The 22,239-nt window shown below is 57.7% G+C and carries 20 protein-coding genes and 1 tRNA gene; 8 read left to right on the forward strand and 13 right to left on the reverse strand.

The features are described 5' to 3' along the window. Positions 1-79: 79 nt before the first annotated feature. Positions 80-631 (reverse strand): ribosome recycling factor, encoded by a 552-nt coding sequence (frr, locus tag H6F46_RS13640; RefSeq protein WP_099532072.1) that lies wholly within the window; start codon positions 629-631, stop codon positions 80-82. After that, positions 618-1,346: a UMP kinase gene (gene pyrH, locus H6F46_RS13645; RefSeq protein WP_099532073.1), complete on the reverse strand. Its 729-nt coding sequence runs from the start codon at positions 1,344-1,346 to the stop codon at positions 618-620. The genes frr and pyrH overlap by 14 nt, the downstream gene beginning before the upstream one ends. A 292-nt stretch (positions 1,347-1,638) precedes the next feature. On the opposite strand from pyrH, the gene H6F46_RS13650 reads away from it, so the two are divergent. Together H6F46_RS13650 and hetL are read left to right on the forward strand one after the other, a co-directional pair. Then, positions 1,639-2,034, forward strand: coding sequence for a metalloregulator ArsR/SmtB family transcription factor (locus H6F46_RS13650; RefSeq protein ID WP_099532074.1), 396 nt, complete (start codon positions 1,639-1,641; stop codon positions 2,032-2,034). A gap of 95 nt (positions 2,035-2,129) precedes the next feature. Beyond that, positions 2,130-2,849, forward strand: a complete 720-nt coding sequence (gene hetL, locus H6F46_RS13655) for a heterocyst differentiation pentapeptide repeat protein HetL (RefSeq protein WP_099532075.1) — start codon at positions 2,130-2,132, stop codon at positions 2,847-2,849. A 162-nt stretch (positions 2,850-3,011) separates the two neighbouring features. Here the strand turns inward: hetL and rsgA are convergent, their stop codons facing one another. From rsgA to H6F46_RS13690, 7 genes are all read right to left on the reverse strand, one after another. Next, positions 3,012-4,097, reverse strand: a complete 1,086-nt coding sequence (rsgA, locus tag H6F46_RS13660; protein ID WP_190355386.1) for a small ribosomal subunit biogenesis GTPase RsgA — start codon at positions 4,095-4,097, stop codon at positions 3,012-3,014. Beyond that, positions 4,094-4,369, reverse strand: coding sequence for a sulfurtransferase TusA family protein (locus tag H6F46_RS13665; RefSeq protein WP_099532077.1), 276 nt, complete (start codon positions 4,367-4,369; stop codon positions 4,094-4,096). The genes rsgA and H6F46_RS13665 overlap by 4 nt, the downstream gene beginning before the upstream one ends. A gap of 23 nt (positions 4,370-4,392) precedes the next feature. Beyond that, positions 4,393-5,532 carry a molecular chaperone DnaJ gene (gene dnaJ, locus H6F46_RS13670; protein ID WP_190355385.1) on the reverse strand — a complete coding sequence of 380 codons (1,140 nt, stop codon included), beginning with the start codon at positions 5,530-5,532 and terminating at the stop codon, positions 4,393-4,395. 232 nt (positions 5,533-5,764) lie between these two features. Further along, positions 5,765-7,966 carry a molecular chaperone DnaK gene (dnaK, locus tag H6F46_RS13675; protein WP_190355384.1) on the reverse strand — a complete coding sequence of 734 codons (2,202 nt, stop codon included), beginning with the start codon at positions 7,964-7,966 and terminating at the stop codon, positions 5,765-5,767. 5 nt (positions 7,967-7,971) lie between these two features. Beyond that, entirely contained in the window at positions 7,972-8,298 is a 327-nt protein-coding gene (locus H6F46_RS13680; protein ID WP_190355383.1) for a hypothetical protein, read from the reverse strand. A 141-nt stretch (positions 8,299-8,439) separates the two neighbouring features. After that, positions 8,440-9,237, reverse strand: coding sequence for a nucleotide exchange factor GrpE (grpE, locus tag H6F46_RS13685; RefSeq protein ID WP_370567150.1), 798 nt, complete (start codon positions 9,235-9,237; stop codon positions 8,440-8,442). Positions 9,238-9,254: 17 nt separating this feature from the next. Continuing rightward, positions 9,255-9,392, reverse strand: a complete 138-nt coding sequence (locus H6F46_RS13690) for a hypothetical protein (RefSeq protein ID WP_158234336.1) — start codon at positions 9,390-9,392, stop codon at positions 9,255-9,257. Positions 9,393-9,844: 452 nt separating this feature from the next. Between H6F46_RS13690 and H6F46_RS13695 the strand changes: the two genes are divergently transcribed. The 6 genes from H6F46_RS13695 (at position 9,845) to H6F46_RS13720 (ending at position 17,271) form a co-directional block, all read left to right on the forward strand. Beyond that, positions 9,845-11,875, forward strand: coding sequence for a GspE/PulE family protein (locus tag H6F46_RS13695; protein WP_190355382.1), 2,031 nt, complete (start codon positions 9,845-9,847; stop codon positions 11,873-11,875). Positions 11,876-12,156: 281 nt separating this feature from the next. Then, a complete protein-coding gene (locus tag H6F46_RS13700) occupies positions 12,157-13,245 on the forward strand; it encodes a type IV pilus twitching motility protein PilT (RefSeq protein ID WP_099532084.1) in 1,089 nt (362 codons plus the stop codon). Positions 13,246-13,493: 248 nt separating this feature from the next. Continuing rightward, positions 13,494-14,753 carry a type II secretion system F family protein gene (locus H6F46_RS13705; RefSeq protein WP_190355381.1) on the forward strand — a complete coding sequence of 420 codons (1,260 nt, stop codon included), beginning with the start codon at positions 13,494-13,496 and terminating at the stop codon, positions 14,751-14,753. A gap of 88 nt (positions 14,754-14,841) precedes the next feature. Further along, a complete protein-coding gene (locus H6F46_RS19890; protein WP_190355380.1) occupies positions 14,842-15,006 on the forward strand; it encodes a pentapeptide repeat-containing protein in 165 nt (54 codons plus the stop codon). Then, complete coding sequence (locus tag H6F46_RS13715; protein ID WP_190355379.1) at positions 14,981-15,727, forward strand: hypothetical protein; 747 nt, start codon at positions 14,981-14,983, stop codon at positions 15,725-15,727. The genes H6F46_RS19890 and H6F46_RS13715 overlap by 26 nt, the downstream gene beginning before the upstream one ends. A 200-nt stretch (positions 15,728-15,927) precedes the next feature. Next, positions 15,928-17,271, forward strand: a complete 1,344-nt coding sequence (locus H6F46_RS13720) for an ATP-grasp domain-containing protein (protein WP_190355378.1) — start codon at positions 15,928-15,930, stop codon at positions 17,269-17,271. 30 nt (positions 17,272-17,301) lie between these two features. On the opposite strand, the gene H6F46_RS13725 is transcribed toward H6F46_RS13720, so the two are convergent. From H6F46_RS13725 to H6F46_RS13740, 4 genes are all read right to left on the reverse strand, one after another. Continuing rightward, positions 17,302-17,374, reverse strand: a tRNA-Ala gene (locus H6F46_RS13725). Further along, on the reverse strand, positions 17,365-18,126 hold the full coding sequence (locus H6F46_RS13730) for an HAD family phosphatase (protein WP_099535427.1): 762 nt from the start codon (positions 18,124-18,126) through the stop codon (positions 17,365-17,367). Before H6F46_RS13730 ends, H6F46_RS13725 begins: the two co-directional genes overlap by 10 nt. Positions 18,127-18,289: 163 nt before the next feature. After that, entirely contained in the window at positions 18,290-20,584 is a 2,295-nt protein-coding gene (locus H6F46_RS13735) for a transglutaminaseTgpA domain-containing protein (protein ID WP_190355377.1), read from the reverse strand. A gap of 135 nt (positions 20,585-20,719) precedes the next feature. Beyond that, positions 20,720-22,045 carry an adenylate/guanylate cyclase domain-containing protein gene (locus H6F46_RS13740; RefSeq protein WP_347278335.1) on the reverse strand — a complete coding sequence of 442 codons (1,326 nt, stop codon included), beginning with the start codon at positions 22,043-22,045 and terminating at the stop codon, positions 20,720-20,722. Positions 22,046-22,239: the final 194 nt, after the last annotated feature.

The following is a 22,239-nucleotide window of genomic DNA, read 5'->3' on the forward strand; positions in this document are numbered from 1 at the left end:
AACCCGATCGAGTCAGGCCAATCCCACAGCAGGGCAGCACCTGAACGAGATCGGGTTGCCAATTCGTTCATCAAACCTGTTAAACGGTCATGATGTCCTTTTCTTTTTCCGCTAGCAAGCTGTCAATTTTGGAGATGAATTTGTCCGTGGTTTTTTGCACCTGATCTTGCAAATCACGGGCTTCATCTTCTGACAACTCGGCGCTCTTTTCTTGCTTACGAATTTGATCGATCGCCTCTCGCCGCACGTTGCGAATGGCGACCTTGCCTTCTTCGGCATACTTCGAGGCCACCTTCACCAGTTCCTTGCGGCGCTCTGAGGTGAGGGGCGGAATATTCAGGCGAATCACCGAACCATCGTTATTGGGCGTGAGGCCAATATCTTCATCCATCGAGATCGCTTTTTCGATCAACGACAGGGTGGTTTTATCGTAGGGCTGAATCGCAATGGTGCTGGCATCGGGGGTGCTGATGCCGGCCAAAGACTTCAAAGGTGTAGGAGTGCCGTAATATTCCACCACAATTCGATCGAGCAGGGAGGTGTTCGCCCGCCCCGTTCGAAGCGTATTAAAAGAGCGCAGGGTGGCTTCCACACTCTTTTGCATGTTGCTTTCAACGTCAGCTAACTTCACAGCGTCCTCCTACAATCGTGCCGACTGATTCTCCCATGACCGCGCGCTGAATATTGCCGCTAACAGTCAAGTCAAACACCACGATCGGGATGTTGTTTTCCTTGCACAGGGCGATCGCGGTACCATCCATCACGCGCAGATCCTGCGTCAAAACATGATTGTAGTTGAGGCTGGTGTAGCGTTTTGCCTCAGGATTGGTCTTTGGATCCGCGTCGTAGATCCCATCCACCTTCGTGGCTTTAAAGATCACATCCGCGTCAATTTCCGCCGCTCGCAGCGCTGCCGTTGTGTCAGTGGTAAAAAACGGGTTGCCGGAACCAGCCCCAAAGATCACCACTCGTCCCTTTTCTAAATGACGAATGGCGCGTCGTCGAATGTAGGGTTCAGCCACTTCTTGCATGGCGATCGCGGTTTGCACTCGGGTGGGCACCCCTTGGCGCTCTAGGGCATCTTGCAGGGTCATGGCGTTCATCACCGTGGCGATCATGCCGATGTAGTCACCCGTGGCCCGATCCATGCCGCCGGCCGCCGCCTTGACTCCTCGGAAAATATTGCCACCGCCCACCACGATCGCCAGTTGCACCCCCGTGGCCATCACCTCCGCCACTTCGCGGGCAATGCCGTGGACAATTTCGGGATCGATGCCATAGGACAAGTCACCCATCAGCGCTTCGCCGCTGAGCTTCAGTAGAATTCTTCGGTATTTAGAGTCCATTCGGCTACGATCTCGCGTTGCTAGAGTCCAAGCTTCCCCCATAGGATATCGCAAGGCATTCCATGCGCATCAGCTTGGCTGAAAGGGTTGTGGGATGTCCCTTGGGCGATCGGGCAATCTCTATTAAACTCTTTATGGCTATCCAGTTATACTTATTGGGTCATCTCATTGGGTCATCGCGCATTGGGTCATCTTGCTCCTGTGCTCCCATGCTGAATTGCCCTCACCAGCAGCCTGTTTGCTCCCAAACGCTTGCATATTCTCCAACGCCATTGCTTGGCCCCCTTCTGGCATGACTGATCAAGATTGCAACCCGCTGACCCCTGAAGTTTTGACCTCGATCGCTGACTATTTCAAGGTGCTTTCGGAAGTGAGCCGCTTGCAAATTTTGTGTTGTTTGCGATCGGGGCCCATGAACGTGATGGAACTGACGGAAGCGACGGGTTTCAGTCAAGCCAACTTGTCCAAACACCTGAAGATTATGACCCAGGCGGGCATCTTGTCCCGGCAGCCCAAGGGCGTTAGCGCCTATTACGAAGTGGCGGATCCCAAGGTGTTTGTGCTTTGTCAGAGTGTTTGCGATGGCATTGGCGATCGACTGCGGCAACAGGCTCAACAGTTCCAATTGGGCCCGACGGGAATGGGCGATCGAGCAGGGCGATCGGCCGCCCAAAGCCACCCCGGATGATCGCGGCAATCGTGCCAGAGCAACCATTCAAGCGGCCATGATTAGCGATTAAACAGGCTGTTAACCGAATTCATCGATAGGAAATCACGGACTTTATGGACGTGCAAGAACTGATTCAGCGCGGTGCAGCGGGTGAACAAAAATTCCATCTCATCCAAATGCGGGATGTGGAATTAACCGCCATGAATTTCCAGGGGTTTGACTTTAAGCAAGCGGATTTTCGGCAAGCAAGATTAGGTAAAAGCAACCTCAGCCATTGCAATCTGCAACAGGCAGATTTGAGTGAATCGCTGCTTTGGGGAACGAATTTGCATGGAGCAGATTTGAGCGAGGCAACGCTGCGAGAGGCAGATTTAACGGGGGCAATTTTGACGCAAACTTGCTTGAAGTTTGCCAACTTTTGCAAGGCAATTTTGAGCGGTGCGGATTTGGCGCGGGCAGATTTGCAAGGGGCTGTTTTGTATGAGGTGGATTTTCGATCGACCCCTAATCACCACACGAATTTGCAGCACGCCCACTTTGCGGAGGCAGATTTGAGCTATGGCCAACTGAATGGGGCAATTTTGCGCCATGCATCGTTGGAGGGAGCCAAGCTCTGCCGTGCCAATTTACGCCGCATTTCCGGCGCAACACCTCTGATTACGGATCTGACGGGAGCAAATCTGAAGCGTGCTGACCTCAGCTATGCGGATCTGACGGGGGCGATTTTGCGGGATGCGGACTTGCGCGGGGCGGATCTGACCGGAACGCTGCTGGGGCAAGCGGATTTGCAGGGGGCCGCCCTGCCGGATGGCTTTGCGTTGCAAGTGTCCTAGGGGCAACCGCCCGATCGGGTCGATGGCTTGATCGGCTCCATATCGTTCAGGCGATCATTCTGGCTGTTGAAGCGGCTCAAGATTGCCACCCGCTGCCAGCACTCATCTTTCGGCTATCTTCCGGCCATTGCTCCGGGACAGGTTCGGGACAGGTTTGGAATATTAAAGATCATCCGTTTCCTCGATCGCCTGGTGCTGCAATCGGCGGGAAGTGCGGCGAAATCGTTTGCTATTCAACCGGGGTTCCAGGACTTCGCGCCCGTCTCGCTGGATTTTGCGCTTGAAGGAGCTTTCGGTTTGGCGTTGGCGCTCTTGGGCGGCTTCGTAGTCGATCGCCTCCTCAAGCAACTCCAGATAGAAAGGATATCGTTCCCAGTCGCCGCGAACGGCGCAGTCTGGCTCATTGCGGTGGCGACAATCCCCATAGCGACAGGGAGCGATCGCTAGCCGTTGCTGAATTTCGGGAAACAGGGCCGGAATGGCAGCCGGGCCACAGGTCAGTTGAGGCTGATTGAATCCCGGCGTATCCGCCAGCAGACCACCACCCGGCAGCTCAAATAGCTCCACGTGGCGGGTGGTGTGGCGGCCGCGGGCCAATTTGCCGGAAACGGCGGCCGTTCGTAGATCCGTGCCAATTAAGGCCCCGATCGTGCTGGACTTGCCAACGCCGGACGGGCCCGCCACAACGGTTGTTTGCCCCGAAAGGGCCTCATGTAGGGTTTGGAGTCCCTGTTGTTGATAAACACTAATCAGTAATGGGTCATAGCCCCAATTTCGCAGCCGATCGCGCCATTGCTGGCAGTCCGCCGCCGACAGTAAATCCCGCTTGTTCAGACAAAGGGTGACCGCCAGCCCCGTAGACTCTGCTTTCACCAAGAATCGACTCAGTTGATGGGGATCCAAGGCGGGTTCCGCTAGGGCAAAAACCAACAACACCCGATCCACATTGGCCACGGGCGGCCGATCGAGCCAACTGCGGCGGGGCAAAACTTCTTCGATCGCCCCCCGTTGACCTTGCCAGTCCGGTTCCACCACCACCACCCGATCGCCCACGGCCACTTGTTGACCCACCTTTTTCAGGCGGGCCCGCCGCAAACACAGCAACCGTTGAGTGGTGCAGGTGGCGGGAATGGGAGAACCAGGGTCAAGCTGCACCCAGTAATAGTTGGCTTGCACGGCCAAAACCGTGCCCATTAACCGTTCGATCGCGATCGGCTCAGCGGGGAGAGTCGTTGCCTGCCCGGTCATGACTCCGCAGCAGCAGCGGCCGGCTTGCGCACTTGCAGCACAAAGTGACCATCTGCCGCCTCGGGGTGAGGGCCCAAAAACTCGATCGCATAGCCCGCCATGGTTAAACTATCGGGCACTTGCTCGATCGGCTCCCCCGCATCCAGCCACACTTCCAGCAGCGCCCCGGCGGCCATCTGTTGCAGTTTCAACTTGGTGCGCACAAAGTTGATGGGGCAGGGCGTTCCCCGCAGATCAAGCTGTTCATCCGGTTCCAGGGCGATCGCCGCCATCCTGTCAACTCCTTTCCAGTCCCCTAATGAAACAAATTACCTAAAAAACCGCGGCCCCCCTTGTGGGTCGAGTCGCCACGCAGGGCCGCCAATTTTTCGAGAATTTCCCGCTCCTCATTGCTGATCCGCGTGGGAATCTCAATCTGCACCGTAATCAGGTGATCGCCGCGCTGGCTGGGGTTCCCCAAGCGAGGCACGCCCTTGCCCTCCAGGGTTAACACCGTGCTGGGTTGGGTTCCGGCCGGAATTTCCAGCGCCTCCGTGCCATCGATCGTTTCCACCTCGATCGTGGCCCCCAAAATTGCCTGTAAATAGCTCACGGACAGTTCCGACAGAATATTGATGCCATCCCGTTGGAACTGTTCCTCCTCATTCACAAACAGGTAAACGTAAAGATCCCCAGGCGGGCCGCCGGCCTTGCCCGCGTCGCCTTCGTTGGAAACCCGCAGTCGCGTGCCGTTGTCTACCCCGGCTGGGATGGAGATTTTAAGCTTTTTGGTGACCTGTTTGGTGCCACGGCCGCCGCAGTCGGTGCATTTGTCCTCAATCACTTGCCCCGTACCGTTACAGGTGGGGCAAACGGACACTTGCGCAAAACTGCCGAAGGGCGTGCGGGTGGCTCGGCGCACTTGGCCTGAGCCGCCACAGGTGCCACAGGTTTTGGGGCTGGTTCCCGGCTTGGCTCCGGAACCGTTGCAGGTGTTGCAGGTTTCCAGATGGCTAATCCGGATTTCCTTTTCGCCACCGAAGATGGCTTCCTTGAAGTCAAGGCGCAAATCGAGGCGGAGGTCATCCCCACGCACCGGCCCGCTGCGTCGTCGGCCACCACCGGGCCCCCCAACCCCGCCAGCTCCGGCAAACCCGCCAAAGAAGGTTTCAAAAATGTCGGCGAAGCCCCCCATATCGCCCACACCAAAATCGCTGAAGCCTGGCCCCCCGGCGGCTCCCGACACACCGGCTTCGCCAAAGCGATCGTACCGGGCCCGCATTTCTGGCTCCGAGAGCACTTCGTAGGCTCGGTTAATTTCCTTAAACCGCTCTTCTGCTCCTGCCTCTTTGTTCACGTCGGGGTGATACTTCCGAGCTAACCGACGGTAGGCTCGCTTAATTTCGTCCTTATCTGCGTCGCGAGATACGCCGAGAGTCTCGTAGTAATCAGCCATAGCGCGATTTCAATCGGTGTGTGGGTGGTTAGGGGCAACTCCAACAGACGAAACTTAACAAAAGGGGGTGTGACGCTGCAACTGGCGAGGGGGCGTAATTGCCGTCTATGGATGAGGGGGGTTACCCAGGCCAATCTTGGGAGAGTTGGCCTGGGCTGGCGACTGTTGGAATGGATCGAAATTGGCTTGGGAATTGGATGGGGAATTGCTCGGAACTGGAGCGATCGGGCGTTTAGTCCTCAATCGCCTCGTAGTCGGCCGCGATCGTGGAGTCATCGTATTCCGAATCGTCATCGTCCGGTAACTCAATGCCCAAATCTGTGAGGGCGATCGAGGCGATCGGGGATGGCGGATCCACACTCAACTCCGGCATCGAAAAGCTATTCCCATCCCCGTTGGCCAACAGGTTCACCGCAGGCACGGCAGGGGTGACCGCCGGAACCGGGCTGGGGCTGGGAACGCTGACGGGCGCGGGACTGGTGGCCACGGGAGTCACGGGCGGCGGCGTGACCGGGGTGGAGGCGATCGGGGGGGAGCTGAATGCTGAACTGGTTGGCCCCGTCACGGAAGGAGCGGGAGCGGGGGATGGGAATTGCGGGGAAGATGGGGGCTTGTTGGCAGCTTCCGAATTCTGATAAGCCCGTTTACCCACCGACAGCAGGGATTCCTGAAGCGCATTGAACGCCGATTGCAAATCCTCAAAGCGTGCTTCCGGATCGCTATCCAGTCGCCCAAGGGTGTCGGCCTGGGTTTTCAGCACTTGGCGCAACGAATCATCGATCAGATCGGCATTGCTTTGGAGTGCCGATTCATAGCTATACATCAGGCTATCAATCTGGTTTTTCAGATCCACGCGCTGCCGTCGGTTGCGATCGAGATCTGCAAATCTTTCCGCATCCTGCCGCATCCGCTCCACTTCTTCCGTGGACAGGCCACCGGTATTGGTGATCCGGATACTTTGTTTTTGGCCCGTGCCTTTGTCCACGGCCGAGACCTTGAGGATCCCGTCAGCGTCAATTTCAAAGGAGACTTCGATTTGCGGCAGGCCGCGGGGAGCGGGGGGAATGCCGGTCAGCAGGAACCGGCCAAGGCTCTTGTTATCGGCAACCATCGCCCGCTCCCCTTGGGCCACATGGATTTCCACGGAGGTTTGACCATCGATCGCGGTGGAGAAGACTTGCGATCGGCAGGTGGGAATCGGGGTGTTGCGATCGACAATCCGCGTAAACATGCCCCCCAGCGTTTCCAACCCCAAGGATAGGGGAGTCACGTCCAGCAACAGCAGGTTTTGCACTTCGCCGCCCAAGACTCCCGCTTGGATGGCGGCCCCCAGGGCCACGGCCTCATCGGGATTCACGGAGCGATCGGGCTGACGACCCGCAAACCTGGCGCTGACGGCCTGTTGGACGGCGGGAATGCGAGTGGAACCCCCCACCAAAATGATTCGATCGATCTGATCGGGCGCAAGGCCCGAATCCCGAATAGCTTGATCCACCGGGTCGAGCGTGGCCTGCACCAAGTGTGCCACCAGTTCTTCAAACTTGGTGCGGGTCAGCTCCATTTCCAAATTCTTGGGCCCCGTTTCGTCGGCGGTGATGAACGGCAGGTTCAGGGAGGTGGTGGGGGAACCGGACAGCTCAATTTTGGCCCGCTCTGCCGCTTCCCGCAGGCGCTGGAGGGCCATCTTGTCTTCGAGCAGGTCAATGCCCTCGATCGCCTTGAACTCTTCGATCGCCCAGCTAATGATGCAGTTATCAAAGTCATCGCCCCCCAGGTGGTTATTCCCGGCCGTGGCCTTCACTTCAAAAACCCCATCCCCCAGTTGCAGCACCGACACATCAAACGTGCCGCCGCCCAGGTCAAACACCAGCACCGCCCGATCGACATCCTGCTTGTCAACACCGTAGGCCAAAGCCGCCGCCGTCGGTTCATTCACGATCCGCAGCACTTCCAGACCCGCAATCTGGCCCGCGTCTTTCGTGGCCTGGCGTTGGGCATCGGTGAAATAGGCAGGAACCGTAATCACCGCTTGGGTGACCGCCTCCCCCAGGTAAGCCTCCGCGTCCTGCTTCAGCTTGTTCAGCACCATGGCAGAAATCTGCTGGGGCGTGTAGGACTGGTCGCGAATTTTCACATCCACGGTCTCATCGCGCCCGGCCACGCAGGTGTAGGGCATGACACGCCGCTCGGACTCCGTTTCCGTCCAACGGCGACCGATAAAGCGCTTAATGCTGAAGACCGTGTTTTCGGCGTTGGTGACCGCCTGCCGTTTGGCCAACTCCCCCACCAGCCGTTCGCCCCCCTTGCCAAACCCGACAATGCTGGGAGTGGTGCGGGCCCCCTCCGAGTTGGGAATGACGATCGCTTGGCCGCCTTCCAGAACGGCGACGCAGCTATTGGTCGTGCCAAGATCGATCCCGATAACTTTTCCCATAGTTTTCAACTCAATGGCAGCAGCGGTTCAATCATCCCCATCACGGCAAGATTGATCGATACCTCATCAATACCCAGGCAGGTTCCATTGGCCTTCATATTGACCGGTTTTCGGAACAAACACACCGCAATCCGGCGATGAATGGTTTCAAGCTCAATTTCTAAAACTTTAAGATCGAGAGCTGAGAGTTCCGGCACTCGAATGTTTTTGGAACCCCAACGGTCAGAACCCAAACTTCTAGAACAAGCCGCTAGAACGAATTGCCCGGTAGAGCCAATGACGAAACTGGGCTGAAGAGGAGGCCACCACATCAGCACTGAACCCGGAACCATAACCCGGAGCCGTTGGGCCAGAGCCTGGGACGATCGATTAACCGATCACTAACCGATAACCGAGGCGATCGCCCCAGGGCCATCGCTGAATCATCATTGACCCTGGGCCCAACGGGTGCGCCATTGCTCATCCGGCGGCCCTTAGGACTCAGAGGCGGCCTGGTCGTTGTCCTCAGACGCTACCACAGGCTCACCGGGAGCGGCAACTTTCACCATGGCATGGCGCAACACCCGATCGCCCAACAGATAGCCATCCTGCAACTGCTCCAGCACCGTGCCTTCCGGGTGCTCATTGGACGGTTCCCGCATCACCGCCTCATGCAAATTCGGGTCAAATTCCTGGCCCTCGGGGCGCATTTTCACCACCCCTAACCGCTTCAGGCTGTCCACCAACTGGCGATAAATGCCCTGATAGCTCTTGTGCAGATTTAATTCGCCATCGGTTTGGGGCTTGATGAACGACCGGGCCCGCTCAAAGTTATCAATAACTGACAACAGCTCGCGGATCGTATCGCAGCGAATCCGCAACTCCAACTCTTCGCGCTCTTTGGCGGTGCGGCGGCGGAAATTCTCAAAGTCAGCCGTTAAGCGCATGTGCTGGCCGGTGCGATCGTCCAGTTGCCCCTTCAAGCCCTCAATTTCCCGCAGCAAGTCCGCCACCTTGGGCCCATAGGTTCCTTCGGCTGCCGGTTCTTCCAACTCAGACAAGTCCAGATCGTCCAGGGTGGCCGGTGCTTCCTCGGTTGCGCTGGTTTCGGGAGTGGCGGCTTCGGGGGTCGGCGCTTCGGCGGTTGGGGTTTCTACTGCCGCTTCGGGGGCCGGGTCATTCACCGAGGTATTGTCTTCCGTCAGGTTTTCTTCAGGGCTGTAGGTCATTGGTTCCTCGCTAGCAGTGATCACAATGGAGTTTTTGTTGAGTTCCTGTTGAGCTTTGACCATCAACAGTCCAACAACGGTCAAATTTCCTGACCCGTGCAAATTGGCCAAATTGGGGCGATCGCCCGTGGGTGGCCCTCACCACTCCAGTACTCGCTGAAGTGCAGATTGCCCATCACCCACCTGTCCCGCAGGGCTGCCCGGACAGTGACCCGCACAGGCTCAACCTATGTTAGAACGCCACCCGGCCGAATCGAACATTTCCCGCCCTGGCCCCTACCTCAGATGCCAGCTCTAGATGCGAGCTTTCCCGAGACCTTTAGCTTAGGATTGATTTGGTTTTGATCCATTGGCTTTGCATGACCCGCCAGCCCACCCTGAAACCGATCCGAGAACAGGCTCGAACCCATGGCCCAAAACTCAAAACCATGGCCCAAAAACCAATCAGTGTCAATGCCTGCCATTCCTAGGCATCCAGCTTCAGGATCCAGCTTCGATCCTTGGGGCTGCGTGGCTGCGGGCTGTTGTTTTCGGGAGGGAGACCGGGGTATACCTGGGTCATGCTGTAGCTGAGTTGGGCCCTGTAGCTGAATTGATTGCCCGTCCGTTTCGCTCCTCGCGCCCGATCGCCCGATCGATGCGCCTTCGATCCCGCTAGGTGTCACCTGCTATGACAAACTCCATAAACCGGCGCGCCCTGGTTGTCCAAAGCAATTTTTCGCCCTTCGGTAACAAACTTGTGCAGTCGGGCTATGTGGATCCCGACCAAATGAGCCGCGCTTTGGCTGAACACCGCCAGTCGGGCCGGCCGCTGATGGAAGTGCTGGCAGCGATCGCCGGCAAAGAAGTGCCACCGGAATTGGTGCGCCAGTACAAAAAGCAACTGCTGTTTGAACTCAAAATTCTCCACGGGGTTGAGGCGATCGACCCGGAAATTGAAGAAGTGTCCGCGGCCCAGGTGGAGCAATGCATTGAAACCCTGATTCCGGTGGATGTTTGCCGTCGCTATCGGTTGCTGCCCCTGGGACGGGCCCAACGGGGCGACGCACCGGCCATGATGGTGGCCATGGCCGACCCGGACAATCTGGATGCACTGGACGATTTGAATCGCATCCTGCGGCCCCAAAACCTGGCCCTGATTCGGCGGGTGATTGCCCCCGAAGATTACCAGGCCATCATTAGCCAATATCTGGACGAAGCGGCCCGCAAGTCCCAACAGGCCTCCCGCCAAACTTCCGCCGCCGTCAGTTTCGATGAGTCGGATTTGCAGAACCTCGAAGCCATGCAAATGGAAGAGGCTTCCGACGAATTGGAGACGGACGACCTGGCCAGCTCCATGAACGACGCGGAGTCGGGGCCGATCGTCAACCTGGTGAATAAGGTTTTGATTAAGGCCCTGCAAGACGGCGTTTCGGATATTCATGTGGAACCCCAAGAGGAAGAAATGCGGATTCGGTTCCGCAAAGATGGGGTGCTGCAAGAGGTGTTCCGACTCCCGAAAAAGGTGGTTCCGGCCGTGACCTCCCGGTTCAAAATCATTTCCAACCTGGACATTGCCGAACGACGGGACACCCAGGATGGGCGGATTCGTCGGGTCTTTGAAGGGCGGAAAGTAGACTTTCGGGTCAATGTGCTACCCAGTCGCTACGGCGAGAAGATTGTGTTGCGGATTTTGGATAACTCCTCAACACAACTGGGTTTGGATAAGCTGATTGGCCGGCCGGAATCGTTGCAGTTGGTGCGGGAGATGGCCAGCCGCCCCTTTGGCTTGATTTTGGTGACGGGGCCGACGGGTTCCGGGAAGTCCACCACGCTCTATTCCATTTTGGCGGAACGGAACGACCCGGGCATCAACATCAGTACCGCTGAAGACCCGATCGAATATGCCTTGCCCGGGATTACCCAGGTGCAGGTGATTCGGGAAAAGGGGCTGGACTTTTCGCGGATCCTGCGGGCATTCCTGCGCCAAGACCCGGATGTGATTCTGGTGGGTGAGACGCGGGACAAGGAAACGGCCAAAACGGCGATCGAGGCGGCCCTCACGGGCCACTTGGTGTTAACCACCCTGCACACCAACGACGCATCCGGGGCGATCGCCCGCTTGGATGAAATGGGCGTGGAACCTTTCATGGTGGCGGGGGCCCTGTTGGGCGTGGTGGCCCAGCGGCTAATGCGGCGCGTTTGCAGCGAATGCCGCGTGCCCTACACTCCCACCCCCGAAGAGTTGGCCCGCTACGGCATGAGCGCCAACCAAGAATCCCACCTGACCTTCTACAAGGCCAATGTGGTGTCGCCTGATGAGCGCAAGAGCCTGGGCGAGATGGGCAAACTTTGTCCCAAGTGTGGCGGTGTGGGCTACAAGGGCCGTTGCGGGGTTTATGAGGTGTTGCAAGTGACGGAAACCTTGCAAAACCTAATTACCCAAGGGGCCCCAACCGATCGAATCAAAGAGGCCGCCGTTGAAGAAGGGATGGTTACCCTGTTGGCCTACAGCCTGGATCTGGTGCGGGAAGGGCTGACCACCTTCGAGGAAGTGGAGCGGGTCACCTTCACCGACACCGGCCTAGAAGCGGAACTGAAGGCCAAGCGCAAGAGCGCCCTCACCTGTCGCACCTGCGCGGCAGAACTCCAGCCAGACTGGATGGACTGTCCCTATTGCCTCACGCCTCGGTTTGAAGAGCCGTTGGTGACCGGTCGCTAGCTTTTGGCGATCGCTCGTGAATGGCTCGCCGGTTGGCAGGGAATGCGATCTTGATACGATCGCCCGCCCAATTGGGCATCCTCAGGCCAAATTCACGGCTGAATTCACGGCTGACCTCATCCCCGATTTCGACGCTTCCCCATGGTTGGCCCCACTCGAATTGTTCAAACCCTGCCAACTTTGCGGGCCCCGACAGCGTTTTGATCCCGATCGACCCCCATTCGATCGACCCCTCATTCGATCCCCATTCGACCTAACCTCACTCGACAGGAGTAGCGACCATGCCACTGGATTACATGATCGAAGACGTGATGGAATCGCTGATCGAACAAGGCGGCTCCGACATGCATATCCAAGCCGGTGCGCCCATCTATTTTCGGATTAGCGGCAAACTGACCCCCCAACCGCAATTTGGCGAAGTTCTCGACTCCCAGGACTGCCAAAAGCTGATTTTCAGTATGCTCAACAACAACCAGCGGAAAGACCTGGAGCAAAACTGGGAATTGGACTGCGCCTATGGGGTCAAGGGTCTGTCGCGGTTTCGGGTGAATGTCTATCGCGAGCGGGGCTGCTGGGCCGCCTGTTTGCGGGCCCTGGCTTCCCAAATTCCCAACTTTGAAAAACTCGGTTTGCCCCAAGTGTTGCTGGAGATGGCGGAGCGGCCCCGGGGCATGGTGCTGATCACGGGGCAAACGGGATCCGGCAAAACCACCACCCTGGCGGCCTGTCTGGACTACATCAACCGCACCCGCGCGGAGCATGTTCTGACCGTGGAAGACCCGATCGAGTATGTGTTTCCGAACATGAAAAGCCTGTTCCACCAGCGGCAAAAGGGCGAAGACACCAAGAGTTTTGCCAACGCCCTGAAAGCAGCGCTGCGGGAAGACCCGGATATCATTCTGGTGGGGGAAATGCGGGACTTGGAAACCATTTCCTTGGCTATCTCCGCCGCTGAAACCGGTCACTTGGTTTTCGGAACCCTGCACACCAACTCCGCCGCCGGGACGATCGACCGGATTTTGGACGTGTTTCCCCCCATCCAACAGCCCCAAGTCCGGGCCCAGATGGCCAACTCCCTCGTGGGGGTTTGCTCACAAAACTTGGTCAAGAAAGTTGGGGGCGGTCGCTGTGCAGCACACGAAATTATGCTGAATACCCCCGCTGTGGCGAACCTGATTCGGGAAGGCAAAACCTCGCAAATCTATTCCACGATTCAAATGGGTGGTAAGCAGGGGATGCAAACCATGGAATCTTGCCTGGCGAAGCTGTACCAAGAAAACAAGATCACCTATGAAGATGCCCTGGGCAAAAGCTCCAAACCCGACGAGCTACAGCGGTTGTTGGGTGGCAAGGTGGGTGCTGGTCGCTAGGGACGCGGCATTCCTTCCCTAATCAGGCGGATCCAATGAGGCGTACCTAAATTGGCATCACCGATCGAGCGCATATCGGGCGCATAATCGATCGACAGAAGGTAACGATGGGGCCGATCGCTCGGCAAACCCTCGGGCGATCGGCCCCAGCCCAACCCCCACAGCCCCTTTTCCCCCGTGCCGCCGCCACCTCTGGCAACGGACTCTCGACAGAATTCTGAGGACTCACGTAGTTTGAGCAGCGCCCTATGGCTAAATTCATCGCCACCATCGCTGGCCCCGACGGCAAAGGCAAGCGCGAAGTTGTTGAAGCAGAAAGCATCAACGGGGCGCGTAATAAACTGATTGCCGCTGGGTTTAGCCAAGCCCAAATTCGCGATCTCAAGGAACAGAAAAGCGGCCTAGACATTGACCTCGCCAGCCTCACGGCCAGCGTAACCGTAAAAGATTTGGCCGTGTTTTCTCGGCAATTTTCCGCCATGTTCAATGCGGGCATTGCCATGGTGAAATGTTTGGATATTTTGAGCAATCAATGTGAAAATCCCAAACTGAAAAAAGCCCTATTTAAAATCAATGCTGATGTGCAAGAAGGGGAAACCCTATCTTCTTCGCTGAAACGACACGGCGACATCTTCAGTAAGCTCTATTGCGCCATGGTGGAAGCGGGTGAAATTGGGGGGGTGCTCGATGAAGTGCTCACCCGACTGGCAACCCTGCTGGAAAATGCCGCCCGGCTACAAAACCAAATTAAGTCCGCCATGTCCTATCCCTCCACAGTGGGATCCTTGGCGGTCATTATCTTTTTGGGAATGACCATTTTCCTGCTGCCAACCTTTACGGGAATTTTCGATAAGTTGGGGGCTGAATTGCCGGCGTTCACGCAAATCATGATTAATATCAGTGAGTTTTTGCGTGGCCCCACCTTCCCCGACGATGATCCCAAGGGGCGCAAGAATTTCTATGTGGTGTTTTTGGTGATTGCCTTGGTCATCGGCAAGGTTGTCTATGACATGTGGTACAAAACACCGGCTGGCAAGCGCCAAATGGATGCCGTATTTCTGAAGTTGCCGATTTTTGGAGACATCATTCAGAAAAGCTCGGTGGCTAGTTTTTGTCGCACCTTTGGGACATTGACGCGATCGGGTGTGCCGATTATTCAAGCCCTCGAAATTTGTAAAGATACCGCCGACAACCAGGTGGTTTCGGATGCGGTGGCTTCCTCCATTACCGAAATTCAAGGTGGGGGGACGATCAGTGCGGCGATCGAGCGATATAAGGTCTTCCCGGCCATGGCCATTCAGATGATGATGATTGGTGAGGAAACCGGGGAACTCGACAAAATGCTAATGAAGGTGGCGGACTTCTATGAAGATGAAGTGGAGCAAGCAATCAAGGGTCTAACCAGTATGTTGGAGCCGTTGATGATTGTGGTGATTGGGGGGATGGTTGGTTCGATTTTGTTGGCGATGTATTTGCCCATCTTTGCGGTAATGGATGCGATTAAGTAGTGCTGCAAGGCAATGCTATTAACCATCAAAACTCCAAATATCAACCACCAAAGCCCCAAGGCAAAGCGATCGATCATCAAAACTTCAGGTGAATTTTTCGCGGGCGAATTCTTCTCAGGTCAGCTTTTCTCAGGCAAACTTTTTTCAGGCGAATTTTTCGCGGGCGAACTTTTCTCAGGCAAACTTTTCCAGTGATCGAGTGAGCAGTAGCATCAGCGAGGCAGCCTATGTCCATCAAGTCTGCGGATTATGAGGAAATTCTGGCGACTTATAGTGGGCGGCAGGCAGCGATCGAGCTGCTGCGGGAATATCGGCCCTACTTGGAACTGTTGCCCAGTATGCGGCGGCCCCTGGACAGCACCGTGGTGATTACGTTGCCGTTGGCGCGGATCGATCCCGATGTGCTGGAAATGACCCAACTGGCCGAGGTGGCCGATGTGAGCCGATCGCGCCGTCGCCATTCGATCGAGTCCGAGCGATCGACCAACAAGCCGGGGCGGCAGGCGGTACGGTTGCCCTGCGAGATTGCCCTCCTGATGTGCGATCCCGAGTGGCAGGTGACCACGGGTGTGGCGGTGTTTGTGTTTGTGCATCGGCCCAATGAGGATTTTTATGGGCTGATGAGTCGCTGGCGACAGACGCAATTGCTGCTCGATCGCGACTATGAATGGGTGATGCCCCTGGCTTACCGCCATGTGGTGGGCGATCAGGCTGATCGAATCTATCCGCTGTTTTTGCTGTCGGAGCGATCGCCCGAACGATTGCAACGGGGCTTGAAGGGCGCAACCTTGCCCTATGTGGTTTGTCCAACCCAGGCGGAACCCCCCGCTCGATTCGATCCCCAGGTTGACCACACCCCCGCTCCCACCACGGACTTGACCCGCGAAACACCTCATCCGGGCCCGGGGCGATCGGCCCGCGATGCTCAGCCCACCTCCGATCCAGAGCTGGAAGGCGATCTTTGGGTTGAGTGAGGGTTGCCGCTCGCGCCCTTGGGGCCCAGTTGGTCTTGGGCAACGACTGAGACCCGGATTCGGCCCGGTATCCAATAGGTTGCTTTTGTGCCTTGCGTGGCATTGGGCGACACAGCGCCGTTTTCGGCGTGATCGTATAATGCCAAAGCCATCCCACAAGGCTGGCCATCCCCTCCCCACAGCGTTTAGCTAGGTTAACGATGGACTTGCTGGAGTATCAGGCAAAAGCCCTGTTTGCCGCCATGGGCATTCCGGTGCTGCCTTCCCAACCGATCGCCAGCTTGCAGGAGTTGCGGGAATTGAAGATTCCCTACCCGATCGCCCTGAAATCCCAAGTGCGGGCCGGGGGGCGGGGGCGTGCTGGTGGGATCCGGTTCGCCAGCAACACGATCGACGCGGTGGCCGCCGCCCAAGCCATTTTCAGCTTGCCGATCGGGGGGGAATGTCCTGCATTGCTGTTGGCGGAGGCCAAATACAACGTAGAGCAGGAGTTTTATCTGGCGGTGGCGCTGGATGACAACGCCCGGCGGCCGGTGCTGCTGGGATCCACCCAAGGGGGAATGGATGGCAAGCTTTCCGCCGGTACGGTGCATCAGGTGTTGGTGGATGGGGAATTTTCGCCCTTCTATGCCCGCCGTTTGGTGCTGAAGATGGGGCTGCGGGGCGAGCTAGTGCCTTCCGTCAGCGAGATTGTGGAGCGGATGTATGCCCTGTTTGTCCAAAATGATTTGGATTTGGTGGAGATCAATCCCCTAGGGGTCGATCGCGCCGGGGAACTGATGGCCCTGGACGGCAAAGTCACCGTGAACGACAGTGCGATCGATCGCCACACGGAGTTGAAATGCTTGCTCAACGGCGTAGTGATGCCGCCCAGCCTCAAGCCCGTTTGGATTGAGGGCGGAACCGCGCCCGCTTCGGTGGCCAATGCGGCCCACGGTGCTCAGGGGGCCGTGAACGGTCAGAGCAGCAATTCCACCAATGGCGATCGCAGCAAAAAGAACGCCAGCACCCCGATCGGGATTGTTTGCAATGGCATGGGGCTGACCCTAGCGGCCTTGGATTTGGTTTGCCGCTTTGGGGGCAACGTGGCCGGGTTCATCAATGTGGGCTGGACCGTGGGCGGTGGTCGCCCCGAAGTCCTAGAAGGGCGGCTCGAACAGGCCTTAGCCAGTCTCAGCCATCCACACCCGGTGCGGGTGGTGCTGCTGGATTTGTTGGGCAGTGCCATCACCCTGGATGGCGTGGTGGCAGTGATTCACCAATATGCCAAGCGCCATGGTTGGTGGCGACAGGAAACCCAGCCGATGGAAGAATTACCGCAACCCCTCTCCACCACCCGCAGTGAAGGGGACTTGGCTGTGAATAATTGGGCTAATAATTTGGCCCTGAATCAGGGACGCGGCCCCGCGATCGTGCTGCGGGTGTTGGGAGAACCCAGTGATGAAACGCGCGAGTTAATTGAAAGCTTGCCGATTTCCCTGGCCGACAGCCTCGAAGCCGCAGCCAAACTGACGGCTGTGTTGGCCAACGCGCCCCAAGTTTAAGGAACTGGTTGAAATGGGAACTGGTTGAAATGGAGAATAGCGGACTCGAACCGCTGGCCTCTGCGGTGCGATCGCAGCGCTCTACCAACTGAGCTAATTCCCCGAGGCAATTGGCGTATCGGACATGGTAGCACCAATCGGCGGTTCGGGCCGTTCCCGACCGGCAAAAAGCCGCTGCACTCGATCGAGATCCAAGGTATTTAAAAAGTCCACCACCCAATCGGCCCGGCGGTGCACCATTTGGAATGGGTGGCTGGTGGCCACGCCCACCACCTGCATTCCCGCAGCCTTGGCCGCCGCAATACCAGGGTAGGTGTCTTCGATCGCCAAGCAATTTTGGGGTTGTAAATCCAGCCGATCGAGCTGCGATCGCAACTGGGCCACCGCTTGCAAATAACCATCGGGAGCGGGCTTACTCTCTAGGCCCATATCACCCGTAATCAGCACACTAAAGAACGATCGCAGCCCCGCCCGACTCAAAACCGTCTCCACCTCCGCAGCCAGCGCCCCGGTCACAATTCCCATGGGCAACCCCAAGGTGCGCACCCGACTGCAAAAGTCCACCACGCCCGGATAGATCGGCAGTTGGGGCAAGTGGGCCAGGCGATCGAGATACAGTTGCGACTTGCGGGCCACCAACCGATCGAGCGTGTCATCATCCACCATGCGCCCCCGCCGAGCCAGCAGATCCCGCAAACAGGCCCGATCGCTCCGGCCCAAACAGACCTCGCGGAACTCCTCCGGATCCGGCCGCAAATTCTCACTCAGCAACATCTCTTGCAGAAGTTGCCCGTGCAGCGGTTCGTCATTAATGATTGTGCCGTTAAAGTCCAGCAGAATTGCTTTGAGGGTCATGGGCAATTGGGCAAACAACGGCCAACGGAGCCTTTACCGATTCCCAACCTCGAAGATCCTCGGTGCGGATTGGAGTCCTGAATCCTGGGAACGGGAATTGCGTCTTAAAAGTTTAGCGCCAAACCAGTCCCCCACCGTTGAACACCAAAGGCCAGGCCGCCCCCTAGCGAGCCGCCGCCCCCAACAGCCGGGGCCGATCGCGCCGTCGCACCCGTTGCCACTGTTCCCGCAAAGCCGCCACATCCGCCGGGCGATCGCCATAGCGCCAATCACTGTAGGCTCCAGCCACCGCCGCCAACAGCGCCAAGCGATCGCCCGCGCCGGGGCCGCCCCCCTGCTGGGCGAGCCACTGTTCATAGGCGGCCACATATTCCAATGGTGTTTGCCAAGGATAGGCGGGACAGTCTTCTGCCAGCCAATCGCGCACCTCCTGATATAACGCAGCGATCGGGGCTAACCGAGCCAAGCGCCGCCGCCGTTGCCAAGCGTGCCAGCCCAACCAACCCAACCACAGGGCCCCGCCCACCACCAAAGCCAGGGCGATCGCCGCCAAAATGCCCGTCCAGCCCCCCGTTAACAAACCCAGCAACCGACCCACCAGCGCCAGCAGTCCCCCCAACACCCCTGAAATCACCCCATCCAGCCAATTGCGCAGGGGCGTGGGCAACCAACCAGCCACCCAAGCCCAGAGTTTTTCTAGGGTGCTGAAGGTTTCATTTTTCTCGATCGAGGGTGGAATCAAGGGATGGCCAGGAATCGGGTCAAAGCTATACCAGCCATACCCGGGAAAATAAACCTCTGTGATCAAATGGGCATCGGTGTTGTACACCTCGTATAGGCCGGTGAAAGGATTGAACCGACCCGGCGCAAACCCGGCCGCCACCCGCGCCGGAATCCCCAAACTCCGCAACATGAGGGTGAGGGTAGTGGGGAAATGATCGGGATAGCCCCCTTGATACTGAAACAAAAAGCGATCGACCAAATCTTCATCCGCAGCCGGTGGCGGCAAGTCCGGTTGTACGGTGTAGGTTTGCTTCAGGGATTGGGCTAAGAACAGCGCCTGCTCATACGCGTCATTGCGGGCATTGGGAGCCTTCGCGAGTAACTCTTGGGCCCGTTTTTGCAACTTGGGCCGCAGGGCCGCGGGCACATCGAGGTAATAGTTGCGAATGAAGGGGGGATAGGTACGGCGGGCCTGGCGCAGTCGGGTGCGATCGCGGTAGGCCACTTGGGAGATGACCGAGTAGGTTAACCCCTCATCCAAAATGCGGGGCGATCGAATACTGCCTTCCTTGTCGATCGCAATTCCTCGGGTTGGGAAAAACAGCTCCGTGGGTTGGGCCAGGGTGGGAATCAGGTTGGGCAAGGCCGAAAGCACCGTGTAGCTTTGCACCACCTCTTCAATTTGGGCGCGGGTTGGCTCCGGCGGAATCACAAAGCGATAGGACCAATCGGGCCGCACCAGGCTTTGGGTGTCGTCATTGCGGGAAATTTCCCACCCGCGACCGGTGTAGCGATCGAACCCCAACACTCGCCAAAAGCCCGGCGACTGCGATCGCACCCGCATCACCAAGGTGGGAACCAGTTGCCCCTGAAGGGTTTGGTCGATCGTGCTGCTAAAGCCGTAATAGAACGTGTTGTCCGTCTGGCCGCGGCCTGCGCCGCTGGTTCCCCCGAGGGCTTGGCCATCTTGCCCATAACCCGGATTGCGAATCGACGCAGACTGATCCCGGTTATCAAACATCTGATCCATCAAATTGGGCGGGGCCGTCACCGGGAACTGGCGCAGTTGGTAGCCCGGAAAACGCGGCAGCAGGGCAAAGACCACCAGCCCCAAAACCGCCACCACCCCAAACAACCGCGCCATCTGACCCGGCCGAATTAGCCCCGTGAGGGTGCGCCAATCCCGATCGCCCGGTTCCAATCCCAGGCGCGATCGATAGTCCAACACCAACATTGGCAGCGCCACCCCCACAAAGGCCACCAACACGGGTGCAAACAACATGGTTTGGCTGAGGGTTCCGGCCACCCCCATCAGAATCAGCCCGATCAGCATCGAGTAGCCCAAGTCCTTGCGCCGGGGCAAGTCAAAGCAATGGAGCACTTGCAAATGGATCAGCAACTCCGCCAAAACCAGGCGTGTATCTCCCAAATTGCCCAGGAGCGATCGAAAGAAAACGGCCAACGCCACCAGCATTCCCGCCGCGATCGCCAGTTGTGCCCCCAGGTTGCGCCGCCGCCGTTGCCGCCAACTCCAGTAGGCCCCGCCAAAGCTGAGGGGAATGGCCCACCAACTGGTTTGGGTTCCAGCGGCCACATCGGTGGCCAAAATCCCGATCGCCACCAAAATTTGCACCAAAATTCGCAGGGCGATCGACTCTTCCGGTTGCGGCCGGGGTTGATTTTGCCAAGTTTGCAGCCGTTGCCACCAAGCCTTCCTTGCCGCTTCCGAAACCATGCCTGTTCCCCGGTCTTGCTTCAGCTATTCCCAGGATAATGGCTTGGCCCAAGATCCCCAGATCCTCAACCAGTCAATCACAGTCACAATCACGATCATGAACGATCGCGATCATCACCACGATCGCAACCCCCATCAAAGAGCAATTTCAGGAGTTGGCTCGCGCGATCGCAACTCCGACGGTCCCGAGTCCGTTCCATGGGGCACAGGGGCCGGTGTTTCTTCCGAGGCCGAGTTGGCTTCCGGATTGGGCCAGGGACTCGATCGCCGCCGCACATAGAGATAGGCCGTCATGCGACCGCGCCCCTTCACCGGCAAATTAGACCAACGCTCAAACTCGTAATGATCCTTCAGGTAGGCATAGGTTGCCTCGGTCACCTGAATTTTGCCGGGAATCCCCTGGGACTCCATTCGACTGGCCACATTGACCGTGTCGCCCCAAAGGTCATAGCTAAATTTTTTGATGCCAATCACGCCGGCCACCACGGCCCCCGTGTTGATGCCAATTCGCAAGGCCAAGGGCAACCCGGTTTCTCGCCGCAGTTGATTAATTTCCCGGCGCATGGCGATCGCCATTTCCATCACCGTGAGGGCATGGTCAGGGCGCGGCACAGGAATTCCGCCGGCCACCATGTAGGCATCACCGATCGTCTTAATTTTTTCGAGGCCAAATTCTTCGGCTAATCGATCGAACGCCGAAAAAATTCGATTCAACAATTGCACCAACTCCAAGGGCGGCAACTGTACCGAAAGGGGCGTGAAGTCCACAATATCGGCAAATAAAATTGTGGCTTCCTCAAACCGATCGGCGAGGATTTCGTTTTCCATCGCCAATCCATCCTCCCTTGCCAGCCGATCGACAATGGCTTGGGGCAACACATTCAATAGCAACTTTTGCGTGCGGCTTTGCTCATCGCGCAGGGCCGATTCCATTTGCCGCCGCTCCCGCACTTCCCGATCGAGCAAAAAGAGCTGCTCTTGTAATAATTCCGCCTGTCGTCGCAAACGCTTTTGCAAACTGGCGGCCAACAGGGCCGGCCCCCGAAACAGCGTCAGATTGCGGGCCCGCTCATGGAGTCGATCGAGCCGACTGCGATCCAAATGCAACCGAATGCGTGCCAAAGCCTCCGCCGGTTCCAAGGGCAACAGCAAATAGTCCGCCGCCCCCGCCGCAAACAACGCGCCCCGATCGATTTGCCCCGCCGCCCCCACCAGCACGATCGGGGTGTTTTGGTGAGGGGCCGCCGATCGCAACTGATGGCACAGTTCCAAGGCCGCCAGCTCCGGCCAAGACCCCACCAACACCAAAAGCGGCTGGAGCCGAGCGGCCGCCGCCATCAACTCATCCAAACTCGCGGGGCAATGGGCTTCGCACCCTAACTCCGCCACCACCTGGGCCAAGGCCTGCGCCAACTCCCGATCGGCAATGCCAATCAGAATTGGGCTACCGGAGGCAACCACAGCCGAGCTTGTCGTTGGAGCATTCACAATAATCGCAGCGCCATGCGGCCGAAAACGATGCAGCCTGTCGTAACCATCAGTTACTAGGTAGGGGCTACAACTCCGCACAGACCAAATCCGCCTCAAACCAGAGATTCAAGGGAAATTGCCCCCAAAATCTCGGTATTTCGTGGTCAAAATTCGGTAAATGATGA

This window comes from Limnothrix sp. FACHB-1083, from assembly GCF_014696485.1.
Lineage (GTDB): Bacteria > Cyanobacteriota > Cyanobacteriia > CACIAM-69d > CACIAM-69d > CACIAM-69d.